This is a genomic window from Cellulomonas sp. KU4C (assembly GCF_056868065.1).
The window spans coordinates 3,738,653-3,761,184 of sequence record NZ_CP200322.1 but is presented as its reverse complement, the minus strand read 5'-3'; the positions used below and the strand labels follow the sequence as shown (position 1 = coordinate 3,761,184).

Annotated in this window: 18 protein-coding genes and 4 pseudogenes; 13 read left to right on the top strand and 9 right to left on the bottom strand. The window is 75.5% G+C overall.

Going from position 1 to position 22,532, the window contains the following annotated elements; translation table 11 throughout:
* Positions 1–88: 88 nt before the first annotated feature.
* The 6 genes and pseudogenes from AC1VL8_RS17870 (at position 89) to AC1VL8_RS17845 (ending at position 5,220) form a co-directional block, all read left to right on the top strand.
* Positions 89–1,423: an extracellular solute-binding protein gene (locus AC1VL8_RS17870; RefSeq protein WP_483076103.1), complete on the top strand. Its 1,335-nt coding sequence runs from the start codon at positions 89–91 to the stop codon at positions 1,421–1,423.
* A complete protein-coding gene (locus AC1VL8_RS17865; RefSeq protein WP_483076102.1) occupies positions 1,420–2,370 on the top strand; it encodes a carbohydrate ABC transporter permease in 951 nt (316 codons plus the stop codon). Before AC1VL8_RS17870 ends, AC1VL8_RS17865 begins: the two co-directional genes overlap by 4 nt.
* A complete protein-coding gene (locus AC1VL8_RS17860; protein ID WP_389235071.1) occupies positions 2,367–3,200 on the top strand; it encodes a carbohydrate ABC transporter permease in 834 nt (277 codons plus the stop codon). Before AC1VL8_RS17865 ends, AC1VL8_RS17860 begins: the two co-directional genes overlap by 4 nt.
* A pseudogene (locus AC1VL8_RS17855) lies at positions 3,197–3,679 on the top strand (family 43 glycosylhydrolase); the annotation flags it as partial. The gene AC1VL8_RS17860 and the pseudogene AC1VL8_RS17855, both read left to right, overlap by 4 nt.
* Positions 3,680–3,824: 145 nt before the next feature.
* A complete protein-coding gene (locus AC1VL8_RS17850; RefSeq protein ID WP_483076101.1) occupies positions 3,825–4,223 on the top strand; it encodes a family 43 glycosylhydrolase in 399 nt (132 codons plus the stop codon).
* Positions 4,224–4,233: 10 nt separating this feature from the next.
* Positions 4,234–5,220, top strand: coding sequence for a LacI family DNA-binding transcriptional regulator (locus AC1VL8_RS17845; protein ID WP_483076100.1), 987 nt, complete (start codon positions 4,234–4,236; stop codon positions 5,218–5,220).
* A 51-nt stretch (positions 5,221–5,271) separates the two neighbouring features.
* Here the strand turns inward: AC1VL8_RS17845 and AC1VL8_RS17840 are convergent, their stop codons facing one another.
* From AC1VL8_RS17840 to AC1VL8_RS17830, 3 genes are all read right to left on the bottom strand, one after another.
* A complete protein-coding gene (locus tag AC1VL8_RS17840) occupies positions 5,272–6,132 on the bottom strand; it encodes an ANTAR domain-containing protein (RefSeq protein WP_483076099.1) in 861 nt (286 codons plus the stop codon).
* 2 nt (positions 6,133–6,134) lie between these two features.
* Positions 6,135–6,305 carry a hypothetical protein gene (locus AC1VL8_RS17835; protein WP_483076098.1) on the bottom strand — a complete coding sequence of 57 codons (171 nt, stop codon included), beginning with the start codon at positions 6,303–6,305 and terminating at the stop codon, positions 6,135–6,137.
* A 98-nt stretch (positions 6,306–6,403) separates the two neighbouring features.
* Positions 6,404–7,414, bottom strand: coding sequence for an ANTAR domain-containing protein (locus AC1VL8_RS17830; protein ID WP_483076097.1), 1,011 nt, complete (start codon positions 7,412–7,414; stop codon positions 6,404–6,406).
* A gap of 189 nt (positions 7,415–7,603) precedes the next feature.
* Here AC1VL8_RS17830 and AC1VL8_RS17825 point away from each other — a divergent pair, with 189 nt between their 5' ends.
* A complete protein-coding gene (locus AC1VL8_RS17825) occupies positions 7,604–8,377 on the top strand; it encodes a lysophospholipid acyltransferase family protein (protein WP_483076096.1) in 774 nt (257 codons plus the stop codon).
* A pseudogene (locus AC1VL8_RS17820) lies at positions 8,374–9,376 on the top strand (NAD(P)H-dependent glycerol-3-phosphate dehydrogenase). Before AC1VL8_RS17825 ends, AC1VL8_RS17820 begins: the two are co-directional and overlap by 4 nt.
* 33 nt (positions 9,377–9,409) lie before the next feature.
* Here AC1VL8_RS17820 and AC1VL8_RS17815 read toward each other — a convergent pair.
* Positions 9,410–10,583 (bottom strand): annotated as a pseudogene (locus tag AC1VL8_RS17815) (trans-sulfuration enzyme family protein).
* Between the two features lie 70 nt (positions 10,584–10,653).
* Here AC1VL8_RS17815 and AC1VL8_RS17810 point away from each other — a divergent pair.
* The gene (locus AC1VL8_RS17810) at positions 10,654–11,799 is read left to right on the top strand and encodes a D-alanine--D-alanine ligase family protein (protein WP_483076095.1); all 1,146 of its coding nucleotides are present in this window, start codon (positions 10,654–10,656) and stop codon (positions 11,797–11,799) included.
* Between the two features lie 25 nt (positions 11,800–11,824).
* On the opposite strand, the gene AC1VL8_RS17805 is transcribed toward AC1VL8_RS17810, so the two are convergent.
* Complete coding sequence (locus tag AC1VL8_RS17805; protein WP_483076094.1) at positions 11,825–12,361, bottom strand: DUF3515 family protein; 537 nt, start codon at positions 12,359–12,361, stop codon at positions 11,825–11,827.
* 41 nt (positions 12,362–12,402) lie between these two features.
* Here AC1VL8_RS17805 and AC1VL8_RS17800 point away from each other — a divergent pair, with 41 nt between their 5' ends.
* A complete protein-coding gene (locus AC1VL8_RS17800; RefSeq protein WP_483076093.1) occupies positions 12,403–13,398 on the top strand; it encodes a thiamine-phosphate kinase in 996 nt (331 codons plus the stop codon).
* 65 nt (positions 13,399–13,463) lie between these two features.
* On the opposite strand, the gene AC1VL8_RS17795 is transcribed toward AC1VL8_RS17800, so the two are convergent.
* From AC1VL8_RS17795 to rpmB, 4 genes and pseudogenes are all read right to left on the bottom strand, one after another.
* Positions 13,464–14,762 carry an Ig-like domain-containing protein gene (locus AC1VL8_RS17795; protein WP_483076273.1) on the bottom strand — a complete coding sequence of 433 codons (1,299 nt, stop codon included), beginning with the start codon at positions 14,760–14,762 and terminating at the stop codon, positions 13,464–13,466.
* The gene (locus AC1VL8_RS17790; RefSeq protein WP_483076092.1) at positions 14,752–17,202 is read right to left on the bottom strand and encodes a glycosyl hydrolase family 18 protein; all 2,451 of its coding nucleotides are present in this window, start codon (positions 17,200–17,202) and stop codon (positions 14,752–14,754) included. The genes AC1VL8_RS17795 and AC1VL8_RS17790 overlap by 11 nt, the downstream gene beginning before the upstream one ends.
* Positions 17,203–17,370: 168 nt before the next feature.
* The gene (locus AC1VL8_RS17785) at positions 17,371–17,889 is read right to left on the bottom strand and encodes a GNAT family N-acetyltransferase (protein ID WP_483076091.1); all 519 of its coding nucleotides are present in this window, start codon (positions 17,887–17,889) and stop codon (positions 17,371–17,373) included.
* Between the two features lie 96 nt (positions 17,890–17,985).
* Positions 17,986–18,176, bottom strand: a pseudogene (gene rpmB / locus AC1VL8_RS17780) (50S ribosomal protein L28).
* A 389-nt stretch (positions 18,177–18,565) separates the two neighbouring features.
* Here rpmB and AC1VL8_RS17775 point away from each other — a divergent pair.
* The 3 genes from AC1VL8_RS17775 to AC1VL8_RS17765 are packed head-to-tail and all read left to right on the top strand — an operon-like array spanning position 18,566 to position 22,451.
* The gene (locus AC1VL8_RS17775; RefSeq protein ID WP_483076090.1) at positions 18,566–18,826 is read left to right on the top strand and encodes a DAK2 domain-containing protein; all 261 of its coding nucleotides are present in this window, start codon (positions 18,566–18,568) and stop codon (positions 18,824–18,826) included.
* Positions 18,823–20,196, top strand: coding sequence for a hypothetical protein (locus AC1VL8_RS17770; RefSeq protein ID WP_483076089.1), 1,374 nt, complete (start codon positions 18,823–18,825; stop codon positions 20,194–20,196). The genes AC1VL8_RS17775 and AC1VL8_RS17770 overlap by 4 nt, the downstream gene beginning before the upstream one ends.
* The gene (locus tag AC1VL8_RS17765) at positions 20,193–22,451 is read left to right on the top strand and encodes an ATP-dependent DNA helicase RecG (protein WP_483076088.1); all 2,259 of its coding nucleotides are present in this window, start codon (positions 20,193–20,195) and stop codon (positions 22,449–22,451) included. The genes AC1VL8_RS17770 and AC1VL8_RS17765 overlap by 4 nt, the downstream gene beginning before the upstream one ends.
* Positions 22,452–22,532 lie beyond the last annotated feature (81 nt).

Genomic DNA, 22,532 nt, shown 5'->3' with positions numbered 1-22,532 from the left:
TACTCATAGGTCTGCACGCGACCCGCAGCACCGCCGGGGAGGCGAACAGCCGCCGCCCACCTGGCACCGATGGCGAAGGAGCCACCCCGTGAGCCAGACCTCGTCCACCCCCGCACGCCCGCAGCTCCCACCGGTGAGCCGGCGGGGCTTCCTCGCCGGCGTCGGCGCGCTCGGCCTCGGCGCCGCCGTGGCCGCCTGCGCCGGCGGCGGCCCGACCTCGGCCGGCGCCGCGAGCGCCGGCGGGAAGACCCCGCTCGCGTTCTGGACCGGCTTCACCGGCGGTGACGGCCCCGTGATGCAGGACCTCGTGGACCGGTTCAACGCCGAGCACGCGGGCATCGCCGTGACGATGACGACGATGGAGTGGGCCGACTACCACGCCAAGCTGCCCGCGGCCCTGACCTCGGGCCAGGGTCCGCACGTGGCGATCCAGCACCTCGACTCGCTGCCGACCTCCGCCGCGCGCGGGCTGCTGGAGCCGGTCGACGACGTCGCCGCCGACCTCGCGCTGACCGCCGACGACTTCATCCCGACGGTGTGGGACGCGGGCATCTACGCCGGCGCGCGGTACGGCATCCCGCTCGACGTCCACCCGCTCGCGCTGTTCGTCAACACCGGCGTGGTCGCCGACGCGGGGCTCGACCCCGCAGCACACCCGCTGGACCGGGCGTCCTACGAGGGGGCGCTCGACACGCTGCTCGCGCGCGGGGTCGCCGGCCACTGGATGAGCCCGCACACCTTCACCGGCGGTCAGACCCTCCAGTCGCTGATCTGGCAGTTCGGCGGCGACCTGTTCGACGGCGAGGGCGCCACGGTCGCGTGGCACCGGGACGAGGGCGTCGAGGCGCTGTCCTGGATGGTCGACGCCGTCCACCGCGGGTGGAGCGCCCGCGACGTCGGGCAGGACGCCGACATCATCGCGCTCCAGAACGGCCAGGCCGCGTACAACTGGAACGGCATCTGGTCCATCAACACCCTCGACTCCATCCCGTCGCTGACGTGGGACGTGAGCCGGCTGCCGCGGATCGGCAGCGTCGACGCCGCCTGGGCCGGGTCGCACAACTTCGTGCTCACCCGGCAGCGCGGCACGACGGACGCCCAGCTCGAGGCGGCGCGCACGTTCATCAGCTGGGTGTCCGAGCAGTCGGCCGCGTGGGCGGTCGGCGGCCAGGTGCCCGCGCGGCGGTCCGCCCGCGAGTCCGCGGAGTTCGCCGCCCTCGCGCCGCAGGCCGCCGTCGCGGAGCAGGTCGACGACCTCCGGTTCATCCCGTCGGTCCCGGGGATCGGCGACGCGGTGGGCGAGCTCTACACCGCGCTGAACGAGGCGGTGCTGCTCACGAAGGCCCCGGCGGAGGCGCTCGCGGACGCCGCGCGGCGCGCCGACCAGGTCCTGGCCGACAACCGCGACCGCTACGCCCGATGACCGCGGCCCCGTCCGGGGCGCCCGCCCGCCGACGCCCCCTGCGGCGCGGTGCGGTGTGGACGCCGTACCTGTTCCTGGCCCCGTTCCTCACGGTCTTCGGGACGTTCGTGGCCTTCCCCGCGCTGCGCGGGCTCTGGATGTCCCTGCACGACTGGGACCACCTGATGCCGACCCGCCCGTTCGTCGGGCTCGCCAACTACACGGACCTGCTCGACCCCGCGAGCGTGCTGTACCAGCGGTTCTGGGACGGCATGGCGGCGACCGGGATCTTCGTCGTCGCGTCGGTGCCGCTGCTGCTCACCGCGCCCCTGCTGCTGGCGATGGCGCTGAACCGGCGGTTCCCCGGGCGGACGTTCCTGCGGGCCGTGGTGTTCCTGCCGTACGTGCTCGGCGTCGCGGTGGTCGCCGTGCTGTTCCGGTTCGTGCTCGACCCCAACCTCGGCGTGCTCAACCACCTGCTCGCCACGACCCGGCTCGACCGGGTGCTGCACGCGCTCGGCGCCGGCGACCCGGTGCCGTGGCTGACCGCCCAGCCGTGGGCGTGGGTGTCGCTGGTCGGCGTCACGCTCTGGTGGACGATCGGGTTCAACACGATCATCTACCTCGCCGGCCTGCAGGACGTCCCCGCGGAGCTCTACGACGCGGCGCGGGTGGACGGCGCGTCCGCGCGCCAGCGGTTCCGGCACGTGACGCTGCCGGGGCTGCGGCCGGTGCTGGCGTTCGTCCTGACGATGACCGTGCTGGCCTCGGCGAACATGTTCGGCCAGTCCGACCTGATGACCGGCGGCGGTCCCGGGACGTCCACCCGGACCGCGCTGATGGTCATCCTCGACACCGGCATGGGGCAGTACCGGATGGGCGCCGCCGCGGCGATGGGCTACGCCCTGTCCGTCGGGCTCGGCGTCGTGTCGATCGTCAGCTTCGTGGCCCTGCGGGAGCGGTCGTGAGGCGCCGCGGTCTCGGCGGCGCCGTCGTCGCGGCGCTGGTGCTCGTCGTGGTGCTCACGTTCCTCGGCCCGCTGGTCTGGATGCTGCTCACCTCGGTCAAGTCCTACGGGGAGGCCACGGCGTCGCCGCCGACCCTGTGGCCGCAGGACGTGGACCTGTCCGCGTACGACCGGCTGCTCGGCCTGGACGGCCCGTACCCGGTGCTGCGCTGGTTCCTCAACTCGCTGGTCGCCGGGGTGCTGCACACGGCGCTGGTGCTCGTGGTCGCCTCGACCGCGGCGTTCGCGCTGGCGCGGATGCGGTTCCGGGGGCGCGGGCTCGTGTTCGGCGTCATCGTCTCGACCCTGTTCCTGCCGGCGTTCGTGTTCCTCATGCCGAACTACCTCACCATCGACGCGCTCGGCTGGACCGACTCCCTGTGGGCGCTGGTGGTCCCCGGCGCGGCCGGCGCCTTCGGCGTGTTCTTCCTGCGGCAGTTCTTCGTGGGGCTGCCCGCGGAGCTGGAGGAGGCCGCGGCGCTCGACGGGGCGAACCAGTGGCACGTGTTCACGCGGATGGTGCTGCCCAACACCCGCCCCGCGCTCGCGACGCTCGCGGTGCTGGCGTTCCTCGGGAACTGGAACGACTACATCTGGCCCGTGTACGTGCTGTTCAGCCCGGAGCGGCTCACCCTGCCCGCCGGGCTGAAGCTGCTCCAGGGCGCGTACGCCACCGACCACCCGACGGTGATGGCCGGCGCCGTGGTGGCGTCGGTCCCGGTGATCGTCCTGTTCCTGCTCACCCAGCGGTTCATCATCGAGGGCGTCGCCCGGAGCGGGCTGAAGGGATGAGCGCCGCGACGCGGTCCCGCGGGGCCACGCTCCTGGCCGCGATCGCGCTCGCGGGGTGCGCCGCGCCGGGGCCCGACCCGGTGCTCCGCGACGAGGCGACGGCCACCGGCTTCACCAACCCGGTCCACGACGGGGACCTGCCCGACCCGTTCGTGCTGCGCACCGAGGGGTCCTGGTACCTCTACGGCACCCAGGGCAGGCTCGGCACGATGCCGGTGCTGCGGTCCGACGACCTCGTCACCTGGGCGCCGGTCGGCGACGGGATGCCGGTGCTCGCGTCGTGGACGGCGCCCGGGCGGCACTGGGCGCCCGAGGTCGTCGCCCTGGACGGCCGCTACCTCGCGTACTACACCGCCACCGAGCGGGCGACGCAGCAGCAGTGCATCGGCGTCGCCGTCGCGGACCACCCGGCGGGGCCGTTCGTGGACGACGCCGACGCCCCGCTGGTCTGCGAGCACGAGGAGGGCGGGTCGATCGACGCGTCCCCGTACGTCGACGTCGACGGCACGCCCTGGCTGCTGTGGAAGAACGACGGCAACCACATCGGGGTCCGGTCGTGGATCCGGGCGCGGCAGCTTCGCCCCCGACGGCCGGACGCTGGTCGGCGACGGTCCCGTCGACCTGGTGACCCACGACCAGGACTGGGAGGGTGCGCTGGTCGAGGGGCCGACCGTGCACGTGCACGACGGCCGCTACCACCTGCTCTACTCGGCGAACGACTACGGCTCCGCGGACTACGGGGTCGGCTGGGCCGTCGCGGACGCGCTCACCGGGCCCTGGACCAAGCCGCTGGACCGTCCGGTGATGCGCAGCACCGCGGACGCCGCGGGACCCGGGCACGGCAGCGTCGTCACCACCGCCTGCGGGGCGACCTGGTACGTGCACCACGCCTGGCGGCCCGACGCGGTCGGCACCGGGTACCCCGGTCGGCAGACGTGGCTGACGCCGCTGCGGTTCGGCGCCGACGGGGCGCCGGTGCTCGACGGGCCGACGGCGGCCGTCGCGGTGACCCCGTGCGGGTGACGACGTGGGTGTGACGCTGCGGGACGTGGCCGCCCGGGCCGGCGTCTCGTTCAAGACCGTGTCCAACGTGGTCAACGACCGCCCGCACGTCACCGACGCCACCCGGGCGCGGGTGCTCGCCGCGGTCGAGGCGCTCGGCTACCGGCCCAACGCCAGCGCGCGCAGCCTGCGGCACGGCCGGTCCGGCATCCTCGCGCTCGCGGTCCCCGAGCTCACCTCGCCGTACTTCGCCGCGCTGGCGTCGGCCGCGGGCCGGGCCGCCAAGGAGCACGGCCGGGTGCTGGTGATCGAGGAGACCCGCGGCGAGCTCGAGGGGGAGCGGGTCGCGCTCGTCGACCTGGCGTCGCGGCTCGTGGACGGGGTGATCCTGTCGCCGCTCGTGACCCCTGAGCGCGTCGTGGCCGAGCGGATCGGCGCCACGCCGCTCGTCATGCTCGGCGAGCACCGGTACGGCGCCGGGGCGGACCACGTCGCGATGGACTCGGAGCGGGCGGCCCGGGAGCTGACCGCGCACCTGCTCGCCGCGGGTCGTCGGCGGATCGCCGTCGTCGGGCGGCAGGACGCGCCCGGCACCGGGGCCGAACGCTGGCGCGGGCACGTCGCGGCGCTCGCGGACGCCGGGCTGCGCCCCGACTGGCGGCTCGACCTGCGCGTGCCGGCCTACCGGCGCGAGGACGGCGTCCGGGCGGTCCGCGCGCTGCTCGGCGGCGGGGACCGGCCCGACGCGGTGCTGTGCTTCAACGACCTGCTCGCCCTCGGCGCGGTGCACGCGCTGCGGGGCGCCGGCCTGACGGTGCCCGGGGACGTCGCGGTCGCGGGGTTCGACGACATCGAGGAGTCCCGCTACGCCGGGCTCACCACCGTCGCGCCGGATCTCGGGCTCCTCGCCCGGGAGGCCGTGCGGCTGCTGGTGCGGCGCATCGAGGACCCGGGCCGGGCGACCGAGCGCGTCGACGTGCCGTTCCGGGTGGTGGTGCGGGCGTCGACGGTCGGGTGAGCGGGCCCCGGCGCGCAGGCGGGCGCCGGGACCCGCACGAGCGGGCGCGGCTCAGCCGGTCGGACGGTCCCGGAACTCGTGCGCGCTGTGCGGCTCGGCGCCGGACACCTGCGCGACCACCAGGGCCGCGACGTCCCGCAGCTTGGCGTTGCGGTGCTGGGAGGCCCGGCGCAGGATGCCGAACGCCTCCTCGGGACCGCACCGGTTCTGCGCCATGATGACGCCGAGCGCCTGGTCGATCACCGCGCGCGAGGCCATCGCCTGCTTGAGGTCGGTGTTCACCTGGGTCTGCTCCTCGACCCGGGCGGCGACCGCGACCGCCCCCGCGGCGTCGTCGGCGAACCGGCCCACCGCGGCCAGCGCCTCGGGGTCCCAGTCGCCGGGCGTCGGGCTGTAGAGGTTGATCGCCAGGTCGAGGTCGGCCCCCGCGCGCGAGGAGGCGGGTACCGCGGCGGCCGACGCGAAGCCGTTCGCGAGCGTCGTGTCCCGCCACTGCGGCCAGCGCGCGTCCGCGGACACGTCGGGCACGGTGATCAGCCGCTCGACGCGCGCGGCCTCCAGGCACGGGCCGTCGCCCGCCGCCTGCTCCGCGTGGTCGCAGGCCGAGGCGGCCTCGTCGGTCGTCGCCGCGACGGCCGAGCGGCCGCCCAGGCGCACCGTGATCGCGGCCGAGACCCGGTCCCCGGCCCGCTCGGCGGCGCGGCGCACGATGACCTCGAGCAGGGCGTCGAGCCGGACCGTCGTGGCGAGCATGCCGTGCAGCTCGCCCAGGGCCTCGACCCGCCAGGAGTCCACCTGCTCGCGCAGCGCACCGGCCAGGTCCGGCACCTCGTCGGCGCTCGCGGAGCGCGGCGCGTCGGGCGCGTCCGGCCGGGGGTGCGCGCCCTGCTCCCCGGGCGTGCGCGCGTCCACGGTCACCGTCCGTCCGGGTGGGTCGTCCCCGGCGACGTCTCCTCGTCGGTGGGCGCCACGTAGCCGGACTCGGGTCCGTCGCCCTCGGAGCCGGGGGTGCTCTGCTCGGCCGCGTCGTCGGGGTCGCCGTCGGGCAGCACACCCGTCGGTCGGTCCGTGGGGTCCTGCGTCATGGACGTCCTCCTCGGTCGGTTCGGGTCACATGCTGCTGCTCCCGGCCCGGGTCCGCATCCCGGCAGGGGCGTCGGGCCCTGCGGGGCGTGTGCCGTGGTCACCTCCCCGGCGTCGCCCCGTCCGGCGTGACCACCTGGACCTGCACGCCCGCGTGCTCGGCGCGGCGGCGCAGCCGGGTCAGGTGCAGGGCGGCGACCGGGCCGATCCGGTGCAGCGCCGAGGCGTCGAGGACCAGCCGACCCCGGGCCGGCACCGCGCGCAGCGCCTCGGCGAGGCCGGCGACGAGCTCCGGGGCGGTGGCGCCGTCCACGACCCCCACCAGGCGCACGTGCACCGTGCGGCCCTCGGGGGCGTGGTGCACGACGAGCCGCGACGGGCGGGGAGCGGCGGTGCTTGCCGCACCCTGGACGCCGGCGCCGGCCGCGGACGTCGCCGGGTCGACCGATCCGCCGGCGAGGCTCGCGAGGGCCGCGTCCAGCAGCTCGCGCGGGTCGGACCCGTCGGGGCGCCCGGGCAGCGCGGCCAGCAGGCGCTCCGCCAGCGTCCGGACCTTCACGTTGAGGTGCTCGGAGTGCCAGCGCAGCAGGTCGAACGCCGCGTCGCCGTCCAGCCCGTAGGCGAGCATGGCCGCGCCCTTCGCCTGGTCGATGACCTCCCGCGACGCGATCGCCGCGGACAGCATGTCGTCGGCGCGGCGCGCGGCGGTGGCGCCGATCTCCGCGCCCAGGTCCACCAGCACGCCCAGCGCGCCCGCCGCGCCGGCTGCCGGGTCGTCGCCCGGGACGGCCGGCGCAGGTGCCGTGAGCACGGCGAGCACCGCGTGCTCGCCGCCCGTCGCGTCCAGCAGGCGGTAGCGGACCGAGCGGCCGGTGTCGGCGGCGGAGGGCGCCCCGCGGAGCACCGCGGCCAGCGCGGGCCGGTCGTCGCGGTGGCAGTGGGCCAGCATCAGGTCCGCCGAGGGGACCACGTCGCCCGGCTCGAACCCGTGCAGCCGGAAGACGTCCGGCGTCCAGGTCAGGGAGCCGTCGGCGAGGAGGTGGAAGGTGCCCGGCGCCGGGAGGGACCGGCGGTCGGACGGGGAGGTGGGGGGACGGGTCGACAGGGACATGCGTGCTCCGGAGCCGGCGCGCGACGCAGCACAGGCGTCGCGCGGTTCTGCTCGCGCGGCTCGCTTCGTCCCAACGATGCGCGGTCGGTCCCGGCGGGATCATCCCCACCGGACCAGGTCCGATAGTGCCAAATCCGGGCGCCGGACGCACACCGGCCCCGCGGACCCGCCCGGGTAGCATCGGCTCCCGTGCACCCGCCCCGCGCCAACCGCGCCTACCGGAACATCGCCCGCATCCTGCGTCCCGTGCTCTACGGGATCACGCGGCGCGACTGGCGCGGCACCGAGCACCTGCCCACCGGCACGGGGTTCATCGCGGCGAGCAACCACATGACCAACGTCGACCCGATCACGTTCGCGCACTACCTGTACGACAACGGCGTCGCACCGAAGATCCTCGCGAAGTCGTCGCTGTTCACCGTCCCGGTCGTCGGCTGGGTGCTGCGCGCGTCGGGGCAGATCCCCGTCTACCGGAACACCTCCCAGGCCGGTGACTCGCTGCGCGCGGCGGAGGCCGCCCTCGGCGAGGGGGAGTGCGTGGCGGTGTTCCCCGAGGGCACGCTGACCCGCGACCCCGACCTGTGGCCGATGGTCGCCAAGACCGGCGTCGCCCGGCTCGCGCTCAGCTCCCGGGTGCCGGTGGTCCCCGTCGCGCAGTGGGGCGCGCAGGACCTGCTCGGCCGGTACGCCAAGGTGTTCAAGCCGTTCCCGCCCAAGCGGGTCACGATCGTCGCGGGCCCACCCGTCGACCTCAGCGACCTGTACGACCGCCCGCACGACGCCGCGACGCTGCGCGAGGCGACCGCCCGCGTGATGGCGGCGATCACCGCGCTGCTGGCCGACATCCGGGAGGGGGCGCCGCCCGCGCGGCCGTTCGACATGCGGCGCCCGGGCGGCGCGGCGGTGGACGGCACCGCGGCGGACGGCCCTGCGGCGGACGGCACTGCGGCGGACCGCCCGTGACGCGCGCGGCCGTCCTCGGAGCCGGTGCGTGGGGCACGACGTTCGCCGCGGTGCTCGCCGACGCGGGCTGCGACGTGACCGTCTGGGGCCGCGACGCCACGGTGGTCGCGGACATCGCCGGGCAGCACCGCAACGAGCGCTACCTCCCCGGCGTGGACCTGCCGGCGCGGGTCACGGCCGACGCCGACCCGCGGGCTGCCGTCGAGGGCGCCGACGTGGTGGCGGTCGCCGTCCCCTCGCAGTCCGCCCGGGCGGTGCTCGCGCCGCTGGCCGACGCGCTCGCGCCCGACGCGGTCGTGGTGTCGCTGATGAAGGGCGTCGAGCTCGCCACGGACCGCCGGATGAGCGAGGTCATCGCGGAGTCCCTCGCGATCCCCGCGGACCGGGTCGCCGTGCTGTCGGGCCCGAACCTCGCCGCGGAGATCGCCGCCCGGCAGCCGACCGCCACCGTCGTGGCCGCCACCGACCCGCGCACCGCCGAGCGGGTCGCCGCCGCGTGCGCGACCGGGTACTTCCGGCCGTACACGAACGACGACGTCGTCGGCGTCGAGCTTCTGCGGTGCCGTCAAGAACGTCATCGCCCTGGCCGTCGGCATCTCGCAGGGGCGCGGGCTCGGCTACAACACGATGGCGACCGTCATCACCCGCGGGCTGGTGGAGATCACGCGGCTCGGGCAGGCGCTCGGCGCGCGCGCGGAGACGTTCCCCGGGCTCGCCGGCATGGGCGACCTGATGGCCACGTGCGCGTCGCCGGACTCCCGGAACCACCGGCTCGGGCTGCACGTCGGGCGCGGGCTCGGCCTGGACGAGGCGATCACCGCGACCGGTGGCACCGCCGAGGGGGTCAAGTCCTCCCGGTCGGTCCTGGACCTGGCCGAGCGCGCCGGCGTCGAGATGCCGATCACGCACGCCGTGGTGCAGGTCCTGCACGAGGGCCTGCCCGTCGACGCCCTGGCCCCGCTGCTCCTGGGCCGCCCCCGCAAGCCCGAGCTGGCCTGAACGACCCGGGGCGGGCGTCCCCGACGCCGGCTCTCAGGCGCGGAGCGCGGCGTCCAGGTCCGCCCAGAGGTCCTCGACGTCCTCGATGCCGACCGACATCCGCAGCAGGTCCTCGGGCACCGTCGGGGACTCGGTGGCGAACCGGCGCCGGCGCTCGATGCTCGACTCCACGCCGCCGAGGCTCGTCGCGGGCACCCACAGCCGCAGCGCCGCGACGAGCGCGTCCGCCCCCGCGGCCCCGCCGGCGGGACGCAGCCCGATGATCGAGCCGAAGCCGTCCATCTGCGCCGCCGCGCGGGCGTGGCCCGGGTCGCCCGGCAGCCCGGGGTGACGCACCTCGACGACACCCGGGTGCTCCGCGAGGCGACGCGCGAGCTTCCAGCGCGTTGGCCTGCGACCGCTCGACCCGCAGCGCCAGGGTGCGCACGCCGCGCAGCGCGAGGTAGACCTCGAACGGCCCGGCGATGGCGCCGTGCACCGTCCGGTAGGTGTGCAGCCGCTCGTGCAGCTCGGGGTCGTCGGCCAGCGCCGCGCCGAGGACGACGTCGCTGTGCCCGGCGAGGTACTTCGTCACCGAGTGGATGACGACGTCGGCGCCCAGCGTCAGCGGCCGCTGCACCAGCGGCGTCGCGAAGGTGTTGTCGACGCCGACCAGCGCGCCGACCGCGTGCCCGGCGGCGATCAGCGCGGGCAGGTCGGCGACCTCGAGCATCGGGTTGGTGGGCGACTCGACCCACAGCAGCGACGTCGTGCGGCCCGTCGGCGAGGCGGCCGGGTCCAGCGCGGCGACCACCGCGTCCGTGTCGGCGATGTCGACCTGCTGCAGCTCGACGTCGGACCGCTCGGCGAGGTCGAGGGCGTACCCGAGGGTCACCTGGTACGCGTGCCGGGGCAGGACCAGCCGGCCGCCGCGAGGCACCAGCGACAGGGCCGCGGCGATCGCCGCCATGCCCGAGCCGAGGACCAGCGCGGGGTTCGCCGACCGCTCCAGGGCGCCGAGGGTCAGCTCGAACGGCCCCCAGGTCTCGGTGTCCGCGCGGGCGTACATCAGCTCGCCCGGCTGCGGGACGCCCTGCGAGACGTACGTCGAGGACAGCACGACCGGCGGGTTCACCGGGGCGCCCTGCGTGCGCGCCGGGCGGCCGGTGGTCACCGCGACGGTCTCGGGGGCCAGGGCGGACGGGTGGGTCGGGTGCGCGTCGGTCACGCGCGCAGGGTAGCCCCCGGTCGGCGGCCCGGGCCCGGACCGTCCCACCCAGCGGATAGGCTCGCGGGCGATGTCCAGCACCGAACTGCCCCAGACCCCGTCCACGCCGACGCGCCCGCGGGTGCTCGTCCTGTTCGGGGGGCGGTCCAGCGAGCACGCGATCTCCTGCGCCACCGCCGGCGCCGTGCTGCGGGCGGTCGACCGCGAGCGGTACGACGTGCTGCCCATCGGCATCACCCCGCAGGGCCGCTGGGTGCGCGTCGCCGACGACCCGGACCGCTGGGCGATCGTCGACGGCCGGCTCCCCGAGGTCGAGGCCACGCCCGAGCAGGTGCTGCTGCCCCAGGAGGCCGGCTCCCGCGAGCTGCGCGTCCTCGAGGCCGGCTCGCCCGCGACCGCGATCGGCGAGGTCGACGTGGTGCTGCCCCTGCTGCACGGCCCGTTCGGGGAGGACGGCACGCTCCAGGGCATGCTCGAGCTCGCCGATGTCCGGTACGTCGGCGCGGGCGTGCTCGCCTCCGCGGTCGGCATGGACAAGCACTTCATGAAGGTCGCGCTCGCCGGCGCCGGGCTGCCCGTGGGGCCGTTCGTCACGCTGCGCGGCGACGACCTGGCCCAGGACCGCGACGGGGTGCGCGCCCGGATCGCCGCGCTCGGCCTGCCGCTGTTCGTCAAGCCCGCCCGCGGCGGTTCCAGCATCGGCATCACCCGCGTGGTGGACCCGGCCGCCCTCGACGCCGCCGTCGCCACCGCGCAGGAGCACGACCCGAAGGTGGTCGTCGAGGCCGGGATCGTCGGGCGCGAGATCGAGTGCGCGGTGCTCGGCGGCCGGGGAGGCGCTCGCCCCCGGGCGTCGCTGCCGGGGGAGATCGTCGTCACCGACGGGTCGCACGGGTTCTACGACTTCGAGGCCAAGTACCTCGACGAGGCCGCCGTCCGGCTGTCCTGCCCGGCGGACCTGCCGGACGACGTCATCGCCCGCGTGCAGGACGTCGCGGTCCGGACGTTCGAGGCCGTCGACTGCGAGGGCCTCGCGCGGGTCGACGTGTTCGTCACCCCCGACGGCCAGGTCGTGGTCAACGAGATCAACACGATGCCCGGGTTCACGCCGTTCTCGATGTACCCGCGGATGTGGCAGCAGAGCGGGCTCGCCTACGCCGACCTGCTGGACGAGCTGCTGCAGCTCGCGCTCGAGCGGCCGACCGGGCTGCGCTGAGCCCCCGCGCCCCGGGTCGCACGGCTCACAGGCAGGAGCGCGTCGCCTCCACCTGGGCGATCGCGGGGCTGAGGGCGTCGAGGAACGACGTCGACCGCTCGGCCACCACCGACGCCGGCACGTGGACCTCGACCGCCGGGTCGCGGCCGTAGGTCACGAACGTCCAGTCGGACGAGCCCGGGTCGAGCGCCAGGTCCGGGTCGTCGCCGGCGCCGTCCGCGGGCTCCGCGTCCGCGCGCACCAGCCAGTCGATGGTCGTCCCGCTCGCCGTCTCGACGGTCACGCACTGCTCCGTGGTCGGACCGGGCACCTCGACGCCGCACCGCAGCGTCACCGGGTCCGCGGGGTCGCCCCACGCGGCGGTCGCCTGGCTGGTCGTCCGGTGCTCGGCGAGCCCGTCGCCCAGCGACTCGGGCACGGTCAGGACGACCCGGGCGCAGTCCGGGTCCGTCGCGTACGGGGCGACCGCGACGCCGACGGACTGCGCGCAGCCCGCCAGGAGCGGGACCGCCAGGAGCAGCAGCGCCGCGGACGTCACGGCGGGGCGGGGAACGAGGGTCACCGCGCCAACCTAACCCGGCCCGCGGCACTACCGTGTCCGGCGTGACCGACCCCGCAGCCTCTCCCGGACCCCACGTGGCGGACCTCACCGAGACCCAGCTGCTCGGGCGGATCTTCCCCCTGCTGCCCGCCGGCGGTGACACCCTGGTCGGCCCGGGCGACGACGCCGCGCTGCTCGCCGCCCCGGACGGCCGGTTCGTCGTCTCGACGGACGTGCTGGTCCAGGACCGGCACTTCCGGCTCGGCTGGTCGTCGGGGGAGGACGTCGGCTGGCGTGCCGCGATGCAGAACCTCGCGGACGTCGCGGCGATGGGCGCGCGGCCGACGGCGCTCGTGGTCGCGCTCGTGGTGCCCGGCGACCTGACCGTGGCGTGGGTCGAGGGCCTGGCCCGGGGCCTCGCGGCCGCCTGCGCGACCGTGGGGGCCGGTGTCGTCGGCGGCGACCTGTCCGGCGGCGACGCGGTCGTGGTCGCCGTCACCGTGCACGGCGACCTCGGGGGACTCGACCCGGTGCTGCGGTCCGGTGCGCGCCCCGGGGACGTGCTGGCGCTCGCGGGGACCGTCGGACGGTCCGCCGCGGGCCTGGCGCTCCTGGAGGCCGGGCGCGCGGACGTCGACCCGCACGTGGTCCGGGTGCACCGCCGCCCGGAGCCGCCGCTCACCGCCGGCCCGGCCGCGGCCCGGGCGGGCGCGACGGCGATGCTCGACGTGTCCGACGGGCTGCTGCGCGACGCGGGCCGGGTCGCGGCCGCCAGCGGGGTCGTGCTCGATCTCGCGGACCCGGCGGACGTGCTGGCGGCGGACCTCGTGGCGGTGGACCGCGCGGCGCGAGCGGTCGGCGGGGACGCGCGCGCCTGGGTGCTCGGCGGCGGCGAGGACCACGGGCTGCTCGCCACGTTCCCGCCGGGCGTGCTGCCCGTGGGCTTCCGGGCGATCGGGACCGTGCGCGAGCCGGGGCCCGACGCGCCCGCGGGGACGGTAGTGGTGGCCGGCGCCCCCACGGACACGAGCCCCGGGTGGGACCACTTCGGGCGGTGACCGCCGGGCGTCCCGCCGGTGCTCGTCGCACCGGCGGGGCGCCCGCCGTGGTCCTGCGGGTGGGGTCAGCCGACCTTGTTGTCCAGGAAGGACATGGCCGTGCCGCTCACCGCGAGCTGGCCGGTGTCGAGGCGGCCGGTGGCGTGGAAGGTGCCGGCCGTCGTGGAGGTGACCTTGGCCTCGTAGGTGCCCTTGACCGGGGTCTCGACGAACGGGGACACCGACAGGCCGGTGGTGGCCGCTCCCTGAGCACCGGAGAGCGTGATCGTCACGGGCATGGCCGCCCCGGCCTTGCCGGTGATGATCTTGCCGGCGGCGTCCTTGAGGTTCACGACGATGGTGTGCGCGTCGCGGCCGTCGGCCAGCTTGGAGCCGGCCAGGACCTTGGTGCTCGACGTGGACCGGTCGGCCTGGCCGGGGACGTACTCGCTGAACTCGGCCTTGTTGGTGGCGCCGATGGCCTTGCCGTCGAGGGTGATGTCGACCGACACCACGCCGGGCTCGGTCGAGGTGAGGTAGGCGTAGTAGGTGCCCTTCGCGGCGCTCTCGATGAACGAGCCGACCTTGGCACCGGACGCGTTGAGGGTGGTCGTGGCGGGGAACTTCGCGCCGGCGAGGCCGGTGACGGGGTTGCCCGCTGCGTCCTTGAGGGTGACCGTGACGGTGTGGGTGGCGGTGCCGTCACCGAGCACGGTCCCGCTGGCGATCCGGCTGGTCGACCGGGTGGTGTCGACGATGCCCGTCGGGGCGGGCCCGTAGGTGAACACGGAGGTCCCGGTCGCGATCTGCGACCCGTTGAGGTGGCCGTAGACGACGAAGGTTCCCTGGGTGGTCGAGGTGACGGGCATCTCGTAGGTGCCCGGGGTCGAGGTCTCCTTCCAGGTGGACGTCGTCAGCTTGTCGGTGGCGACGTAGGTGGTGCCGACCTTCTCCTTGAAGGTGACGTCGATCGGGAGCTGCGCGGACTGGCCGGTGACGGCCTTGCCCGAGGCGTCCTTGAGGATGACGGTGACGGTGTGGGCCTGCTTGCCGTCCGGGAGCTGGGAGTCGGACGTGACGCGGATGCTGGACTTGCTCTTGTCGGCCTTGCCCGGCACGTACTGGCTGAACTCGGCGAAGACGGGCGCACCGATCGCGGTTCCGTCCAGGGAGGCGGTGATGGTCGCGGTGCCGGCCTGCGTCGAGGTGACGTACGCGTAGTACATGCCCGATCCGCTCTCCCTGAACGCGCCGATCTTCGCGTCGATGCCGGCGACCTTCACCTCGGCGGGGAACTGCGCGCCGGCCAGGCCCGTCACGGCGTCTCCGTTGGCGTCCTTCAAGGTGACCGACAGGGTGTGGGTCGCGGTGCCGTCACCGAGCACGACCCCCGAGGGGATCCGCGTGGTGGACGCCGTGGCGTAGGGCACGCCCGCGGCGGGGACGGTCGGCTCCGGCTCCGGCGTGGGCTCCGGCTCCGGCTCCGGCTCCGGCTCCGGCGTGGGCTCCGGCTCCGCCCCCGGCACGGTGAAGCTCGCCAGGGTCTGGTAGAACTCGGTCGTCTCGCCGGGGGTCAGGTCGGTGATCCGGACCTCGAGGACGTCGCCGGGGGCGAGGTCCAGCTGCTTGGTCACGTGCACGAGGTCGCCGTCGGCGGTGGCGGTGGCCTCGTACGCCTGGCCCGCGTACGTCTCGGCCACGTAGGCGCCGTTCACGGCCACCACGAAGCGGCTCTTGCGGTCGAACTGGGCCTTGTCGAGCGAGACGGTCAACTCGCCGTCGGCCCAGACGAGCTGCTTCACGGCCCGGCTCTCGCCGAGCGTCGTCGAGTACATGAAGTTCAGCTTCGCCCCAGGCGACCTCCTCGCCGACGCCCGTGTCCTCACCGAGCTCACCGGGCACGCGGTAGACGATCAGGTCCTTCTTCCCCTCGCCCCAGACATGCGCGGTGACGATCGTGTTCGACCCCGACTGCGTGACCGTCGCGTAGCGGGCCTGGCCCCGGTGGATCTCGAACAGGTCGGTGCCGCCGACACGCACGACGTGCCGCGGCATCTCGGCGAAGTCGGCGGTCGGCATCCGGAGCGTGACCTGGAACGAGGAGTTGTTCTTCTGCGTGATCAGCTCCGGGGTGGCCACGGACGTGTCGTCGAGCAGCGAGCCGACGATCGAGGAGAGCTCGTGCTCGCGCGAGTCGCCGGAGAGCTCCCAGATGATCGCGCCGCCGTACTCGTTCTCGCGGATGAAGTCGACCTTGTGCTGGATCGACGCAGGGTCGTCGTACGTGAAGAACTCCTTGGTCGTGCTGCTGTAGAGGTAGGGGACCTTCGCCTCGTCGTCCCAGAACTTCGTGAACGCCGGGTCGCTCTCCAGCTCGCGGAGGCGGTACCAGGGGTTCGTGCCGGTGGCCTCGCCCTCGTCGTCCCACTGCCCCTTCACCGTGGCGGAGCCCGGCGCGCCGAGACCCGGCAGGCCGGGGATCAGCTCGGTCGGCTCGACCTCGCCCCACCCGCGGCCGTAGAAGCCGATCCCGGCGAGCAGGCGGTGCTTCGGCACGCCCCACGTCGTGTGGAACTCGTCCATCGCGCTCTCGACGTCGAGCTTCTGGTCCTCGACGAGCGACCCGGCGTACAGCGGCGAGTTGTGCCCCGTCACCGGGTCGAACGCCCCGTGGAAGTCGTACGACATCACGTTGATCGAGTCGACGAGGTCGACGACGGCCTTCGGCTTGATGAACTCCATCTTCGTGTGGTTGGGGGTGACGGCGACCGACAGCGGGTAGTACGCGTCGTCCTGCAGCCCTCGCTCCGTGAGCAGGGCGCGCAGTCGGACGATGAGGTCCTCGAACTGGTCGGCGTCGGTGCTGCTGGCCGGGTACTCCCAGTCGACGTCCAGGGCGCTGAAGCCGTGGGCGAGCATGAAGTCGACGATGCCGCGCGAGAGCTGCTCACGCTGCTCCACGGTCCGGGTGGCGTCCTGCCACTGCGCGTCGACGCTGTTGTTCCAGCCGCCCACGGACAGCACGTTGCGGACGCCGTGACGGGCCGTCGCCTCGGCGACCTGGCGGTAGAGGCCGTCTGGGCCGAGCGCGGCGCCCTCGTCGAACGCCTGCAGCGTCCAGTCCCCGGCGCCGGGGGTGGACTCCTTGAGAGCGGCGAAGCCGTAGTTGAGGTGGGTGATCTCCTCGAAGGGAACGTCCTCGACGCCGTAGTTGTCGTGGGCGTCATAGATCCCCCACTCGGGGAAGTACCCGACGACGCGCGTCGACAGCCGCTCGGCGCTCCGCTCCTGCCGCTGGTGGTTCGTCGCCTTCGTGCCGGTCCACGGCGTGAACTGGTAGTCCGCGAGCAGGTCGCCGACCAGAGCCGGTCCGTGGGCCCACGGGAACTCGCGAGGCGCGCTCATCGCCCCGGGGGGTGTCTTCTCGACCCACCACTTCGCGGTGTAGAGCTTGCCGTTCATCTGGACGACGCTGCCCTTGGGGTAAGCGGTGTCGGCGTTCCACACCGGGGTGGTGATCGCTGCCTCGTTCAGCGGCGCGACGGCCACCCGCTGCGTGCCGGGGAAGGTCTGCCCAGGGGCGCCGCGGTGCCAGACGTTCTCGCCGTGCGGTCCCTCGTAGCCCGCGCTCCACATGAGGTCCGCGGTCAGCCCGGTGATCGTGTTCTTGAAGTCGTCCTGGGAGAGCGAGGGCGTCGCGGCTCCCGCCGCGACGGCGCCGAGGGGGACAGTGGCGGTCAGAGCCAGTGCCGAGGCCACGACGAGGCCGACACCGAACCGGCCACGACCTCCCCTGCCACGGTCGTTCTGGATGTGCGTTGTCATGGGGTGCTTCTTTCGGGTCCGCGCTGCCGCGGTCGTCGACGTTCGACGGCGGACCCGTGTCTAGCAACGGCACGACCACCCAGAGGCGCTCTCCGGGCGCGGTGAGTGCCGTGCGCAGCAGGGTGGGTGCGGGGTCGGGTCTCGTTGAGGGTGCGTAGGTGAGCCGAGTCAGCGCCGCCGGTACCGCAGCGGCAGCAGCTCGGTGCCGCCGACGTCCTCGGTGCGCTCGACCCCGTCCGGCTGGAACCCGTGCCGACGGTAGAAGTGCCGGGCGCGCTCGTTCTCCGCGAACACCCACAGGGTGACGGCGGTCCGCGGCCCGATGCCCTCGAGGGCGGTGCGCAGCAGCTCGCGGGCCGCGCCCGAGCCCCAGACCTCGGGGTCGAGGTAGGTGGCGTAGACCTGGAGCGTCCCGGGGTCGGCGTCCTCGTCCAGGGACGGACCCGTCGAGACGAAGCCGAGGACGTCGTCGTCCGCGACCGCGACCCACGCGCGCACCCGGTGCCCGGGGGACAGGTCCCGCCGCCACTCCTCGGCGCGCTTCTCGACGTCGAGGGCGTCGAGGTAGTCGCCCGGGACGATCCCGACGTAGGCCTGCTGGAGGCTCAGCACGTGCACGCGGGCGATCCCCGCCGCGTCCCCCGCCTCCGCAGGCCGGACCGTGTGCTCGCGCCGCTGCTCGCTCATGCGCTCAGGGTGCCACACCGGATCGGCGCGCCGCAGGCCCCCGGGCAGCACGAAGGCCCGCGCGGCGAACCGCACGGGCCTTCGGTCGGTCTGACGTCAGACGGCGCGCTGCACCTTGCCGGCCTTGAGGCACGAGGTGCAGACGTTCATCCGCTTCCGGGTGCCCGCGACGACGACGCGCACGCGCTGGATGTTCGGGTTCCAGCGCCGCTTCGTGCGCACGTGCGAGTGCGAGATGCTGTGCCCGAAGCTCGGCCCTTGGCGCAGACGTCGCAGTTGGCAGCCACGGTCTTCTCCTGATCGGTCATTGCACGCCGCTCGGAAGGGTCCCGCGCGGCAAGTCCTGGTGGTTTCGGGGCGTCCGTCCCGGTGGTCCGAGGACCGGCCGAAGGACACCACCCGTGCCCGGCAGTGGCCAGGCAACCGGACAAGACTAGCCCACGACGGGGCCGACCCTCAAAACGACCTCCGTCACACCGGGCTCCTCGCTCTCCCCGCTCCGCTCCGCGCTCGTCGAGGTCGAGGGTTTCGCGCGAGGTCGAGCGTTCCAGGCCGCCTCGCGGTGCGAACCCCTCGACCTCGACGGGGACCTCGACGGGGTGCGTCGTGCTGGTGCGGCAGAGTAGGGCGGTGGGGGAGCCGCCCGACCGGATCGAGGAGAGGACTGCGCGCGGACGTGCCTGGACGACTGGTGGACGCCGACGTGCTGCGCGCCTGGCTGGGCGGTGCGGAGCTCGCCCTCGAGGACGCGCGCGGTCGGATCGACGCGGTCAACGTGTTCCCGGTCGCGGACGGCGACACCGGGACCAACGTGCTGCTGACGGTGCGCGGCGCGGCCGAGGCGGTCCGCGCGCTGGACCCGGACGCGCCCGGCGAGGAGGTGCTGCGGGTGCTCGCCCGCGGGGCGCTGCTCGCGGCCCGGGGAACTCCGGCGTGATCGTCAGCCGCTACCTCGCCGGGCTCGCCGAGGGCCCGCACGGCGCGCTGCCGGACTCGCTCGTGCGCGCCGCAACAGCGGCGCGCACGGCGGTGCACGAGCCCGAGGACGGCACGGTGCTCACCGTCGCGGCCCGGGTGGCGCGCGGTGCGGCGGACGCGGCCGGCGCCGTCGGGGTGCGGGGCGACGGCGCCCGGGTGCCGGCCCGAGCCGCTGACGCGCTGCCCGATGACGCCGGGCTGCTGCGCGCAGGAGCGGCTGCGGGCCGGGCCGACCTGGTCGCGATCAGCGCGGCGCACCCCGTGCTGCACCGGGCGGGCGTGGTCGATGCCGGGGCGTGCGCGCTGCTGGTGCTGCTCGACGCGCTCGCCGCGGCGCTCGGTGGCATGGACGCGCGGGTCGACGTGGCGTGGCTCGACCGGCTCGCCGCCCCGGCGCAGGACCCGGCCGCGCCCCCGGGGACGCCGGCGACCTCGGCGGAGTCGGACGCCCCGCCCGCGCCCGACGCGTTCGAGGTGATGGCGGTGCTGCACGGGGCGGACGCGGCCTGCGGCCCGGACCTGCGCGCGGCCCTCGCGGCCGTCGGCGACGCCGTCGCGGTGGTCGACGGCGTCGGTGTGCTCACCGCGCACGTGCACACGGCCGACCCGGCTGCCGCGCTCGCGGCGGTCGCCGGCTGCGGGGGCCGGTGGACGGGCGCCGTGGGCAGGCTCGCCGGTGAGGCCCGCGCCGTGGTCGCGTGCACGGCGCACCCGGTCCTCGCCCGGGCACTGGCCCGCACCGGCGCGACGGCCCTCGTCGTGCCCGACGGGGTGCCGGTCGCCGAGGTCCGGGCCGCGGTCCGGCGCGCGGTGCAGGACGCCGGGGTGCCCGCGCACGCCCCCACGCCCACGCCCGGCGCCGCGCGCGCCCACGGGCCCGCCGCCGTGCTCGTGCTCCCGGGCGACCGCCTGGACGGCGTCGACCCGGGGGAGGGCTGGACGCCGGTCCCGGGCGCGGACGACGACCTCCGGGTGCTCGCCGCCGTCGGCGACGCGGACCCGGACGCCCAGCCCGGGACGACCACGACCACCTCCGCCCCGGGGCCGGACGCCGCCCTCGCTGCGGCGGTCCGCCTGGCCGCGGGCTCCGCCCCGGGTGCGCGGCTGACCGTGCTGCTGGGCCCGGGTGCGGCCACCGACGACGGCCTCGACCTCGTGGACCGGTTCGCGCCGACGCACCCGGGTGTCCGGGTCGAGGTGGCCGGGCCCGTCCCCGCCGGGCCCGCGTTCCGGCTGGCGCTGACCGCCGGCGCCGCGCACCCGGCCCCCACCGCAGACCCGTCCACCCCGCCCACCCCGTCGAGCTTCCCCGCAGAGGCACGCCCGTGACCGTCCCCGACGACGCCGTCGTCCGCCCCCTGCCGTTCCTCGAGCGCGACGTCGCGTCGATCGCCGGCACCCGCGGCACCAAGCTGCTCGCCAAGCTCGGCCTGCACACGTTCGGGGACCTGGTCCGGCACTACCCGCGGCGCTGGCGGCGCTGGGGCGAGATGACCCCGATCGACCACCTGGTCGTCGGGGAGCACGTCACGGTCGACGCGGTGGTGGAGCAGGCGACGACCCGGACCATGCGGTCCCGGGGTGGCGTCATCCTCGAGGTCGTCGTGCGCAACGGCCCGCACCGGGTGCACCTCACCTGGTTCGCCAAGCACGCGGGTGCGCTGCGGACCATCGAGCGCGAGCTCGCGCCGGGGACGCCGGGGATGTTCTCCGGGGTGGTCAAGGAGTACCGGGGCCAGCTCCAGCTGACGCACCCCGAGTACGAGGTGCAGGACCTGGGCGACGTCGTGGACGAGGCGATGCGGATCCTCGAGGCGGAGCGCCCGCGGCCCGTGTACCCGCTGACCGCCGGCCTGGTGAACAAGCAGATGACGACGCTCGTGGCGTCCGTGCTCGACATGATGACCGAGGAGGACGTGCCCGACCCGCTGCCTCTGGCCGTGCGCCGCGACCTGCCCCGGCTGTTCGGTGCGCTGAACGCGCTGCACCGGCCGCACGACCAGGTCGAGCTGGAGCAGGCGAAGCAGCGCCTGCGGTACGAGGAGGCCTTCGTCCTCCAGGTCGAGATGGCCCGTCGTCGCGCGCGGGTCGCCGCCCAGGCGGCCGTCGCGCGCCCGCCCCGGACCGGCGGGCTGCTCGACGCGTTCGACGCCCGGCTGCCGTTCGAGCTCACCGCGGGCCAGCGGGAGGTCGGTGCCGAGATCGCGGCCGAGCTCGCCGGGGACCGGCCGATGCAGCGGCTGCTGCAGGGCGAGGTCGGCTCGGGCAAGACGGTGGTCTCGGTCCGCGCGATGCTGCAGGTCGTGGACGCGGGCGGGCAGGCGGCCCTGCTCGCGCCGACCGAGGTGCTGGCCGCCCAGCACGTGCGGACGCTGCGGAGGCTGCTCGGCGACCTCGCCGAGGGCGGGATGCTCGGCGGCGCGCAGGACGCGACCCGGGTGACGCTGCTGACCGGCTCGCAGGGGTCCGCGGCGCGGCGGGCGGCGCTCGCCGAGGCCGCGGGCGGCGCGGCCGGGATCGTCGTCGGCACGCACGCCCTGCTGTCCGAGCACGTGCAGTTCGCGGACCTCGGGCTGGTGGTCGTCGACGAGCAGCACCGGTTCGGCGTCGAGCAGCGGGACGCGCTGCGCGCCAAGGCCGGCGGTGTCCCGCACCTGCTGGTGATGACCGCCACGCCGATCCCGCGCACCGTCGCGATGACGGTGTTCGGCGACCTGGAGACGTCGGTGCTGCGCGAGGTGCCCGCGGGCCGCGCGGACGTCGCCACGCACGTCGTCCCCGCGCAGCGACCGGGCTGGCTCGAGCGCACCTGGCAGCGGGTGCGCGAGGAGGTCGACGGCGGCGGCCGGGCGTACGTGGTGTGCCCGCGGATCGACGCCGACCCGGCGACGGGACGGGCGCGGGACGACGGGGACGGCGCCGACCTGGTGACGGACGACCCGCCCGAGGGCGACGAGCGCCCGAAGCGGCCGTTGCGCGCCGTGCTGGAGGTCGCCGAGGAGCTGCGGTCGGGCGCCGCCCTCGCGGGTGTGCCCGTGGGGGTGCTGCACGGCCGGATGACGGCGGAGGAGAAGGACCGCGCGCTCGCCGACTTCTCGTCCGGCGCGGTCCCGGTGCTGGTGTCCACGACCGTGGTCGAGGTCGGGGTGGACGTCCCGGAGGCCACCGTGATGGTCGTGCTGGACGCCGACCGGTTCGGCATCTCCCAGCTGCACCAGCTGCGCGGGCGGATCGGGCGCGGGTCCCGGCCCGGGGTCTGCCTGCTGGTCGCGGACGCCCCGGAGGGCACGCCCGCGGCGATCCGGCTCGGGACCCTGGCGGGCACGCGCGACGGGTTCGAGCTCGCGGCGGTCGACCTGGAGCTGCGGCGCGAGGGCGACGTGCTCGGCGCGGCGCAGTCGGGCGGGGCGACGTCGCTGCGGCTGCTGCGGGTCACCCGCGACGCCGACGTGATCGAGGTCGCGCGCCGGGACGCGCGCGCGGTGGTCGAGGTCGACCCGGAGCTGGCGACCCACCCGGCGCTCGCGGCGGCGATCCGCACGATGCTGGCGGGGGAGCGCGAGGAGTACCTCGAGCGCGCCTGAGCCCGGACCGGTCCCGCGGGCGCGGCCGGCTCCGCCGGGGCCGGTGGTCCCGGCGGGGCACCCCCGCCCGGTGCGTAGGCT

Coding starts and splice junctions, on each gene's coding strand:
- AC1VL8_RS17865 (WP_483076102.1), top strand. CDS start 1,420: ATGACCGCGGCCCCGTCCGGGGCGCCCGCCCGCCGACGCCCCCTGCGG.
- AC1VL8_RS17835 (WP_483076098.1), bottom strand. CDS start 6,305: ATGACGCAGGACCCCACGGACCGACCGACGGGTGTGCTGCCCGACGGC.
- AC1VL8_RS17830 (WP_483076097.1), bottom strand. CDS start 7,414: ATGTCCCTGTCGACCCGTCCCCCCACCTCCCCGTCCGACCGCCGGTCC.
- AC1VL8_RS17810 (WP_483076095.1), top strand. CDS start 10,654: ATGTCCAGCACCGAACTGCCCCAGACCCCGTCCACGCCGACGCGCCCG.
- AC1VL8_RS17790 (WP_483076092.1), bottom strand. CDS start 17,202: ATGACAACGCACATCCAGAACGACCGTGGCAGGGGAGGTCGTGGCCGG.
- AC1VL8_RS17785 (WP_483076091.1), bottom strand. CDS start 17,889: ATGAGCGAGCAGCGGCGCGAGCACACGGTCCGGCCTGCGGAGGCGGGG.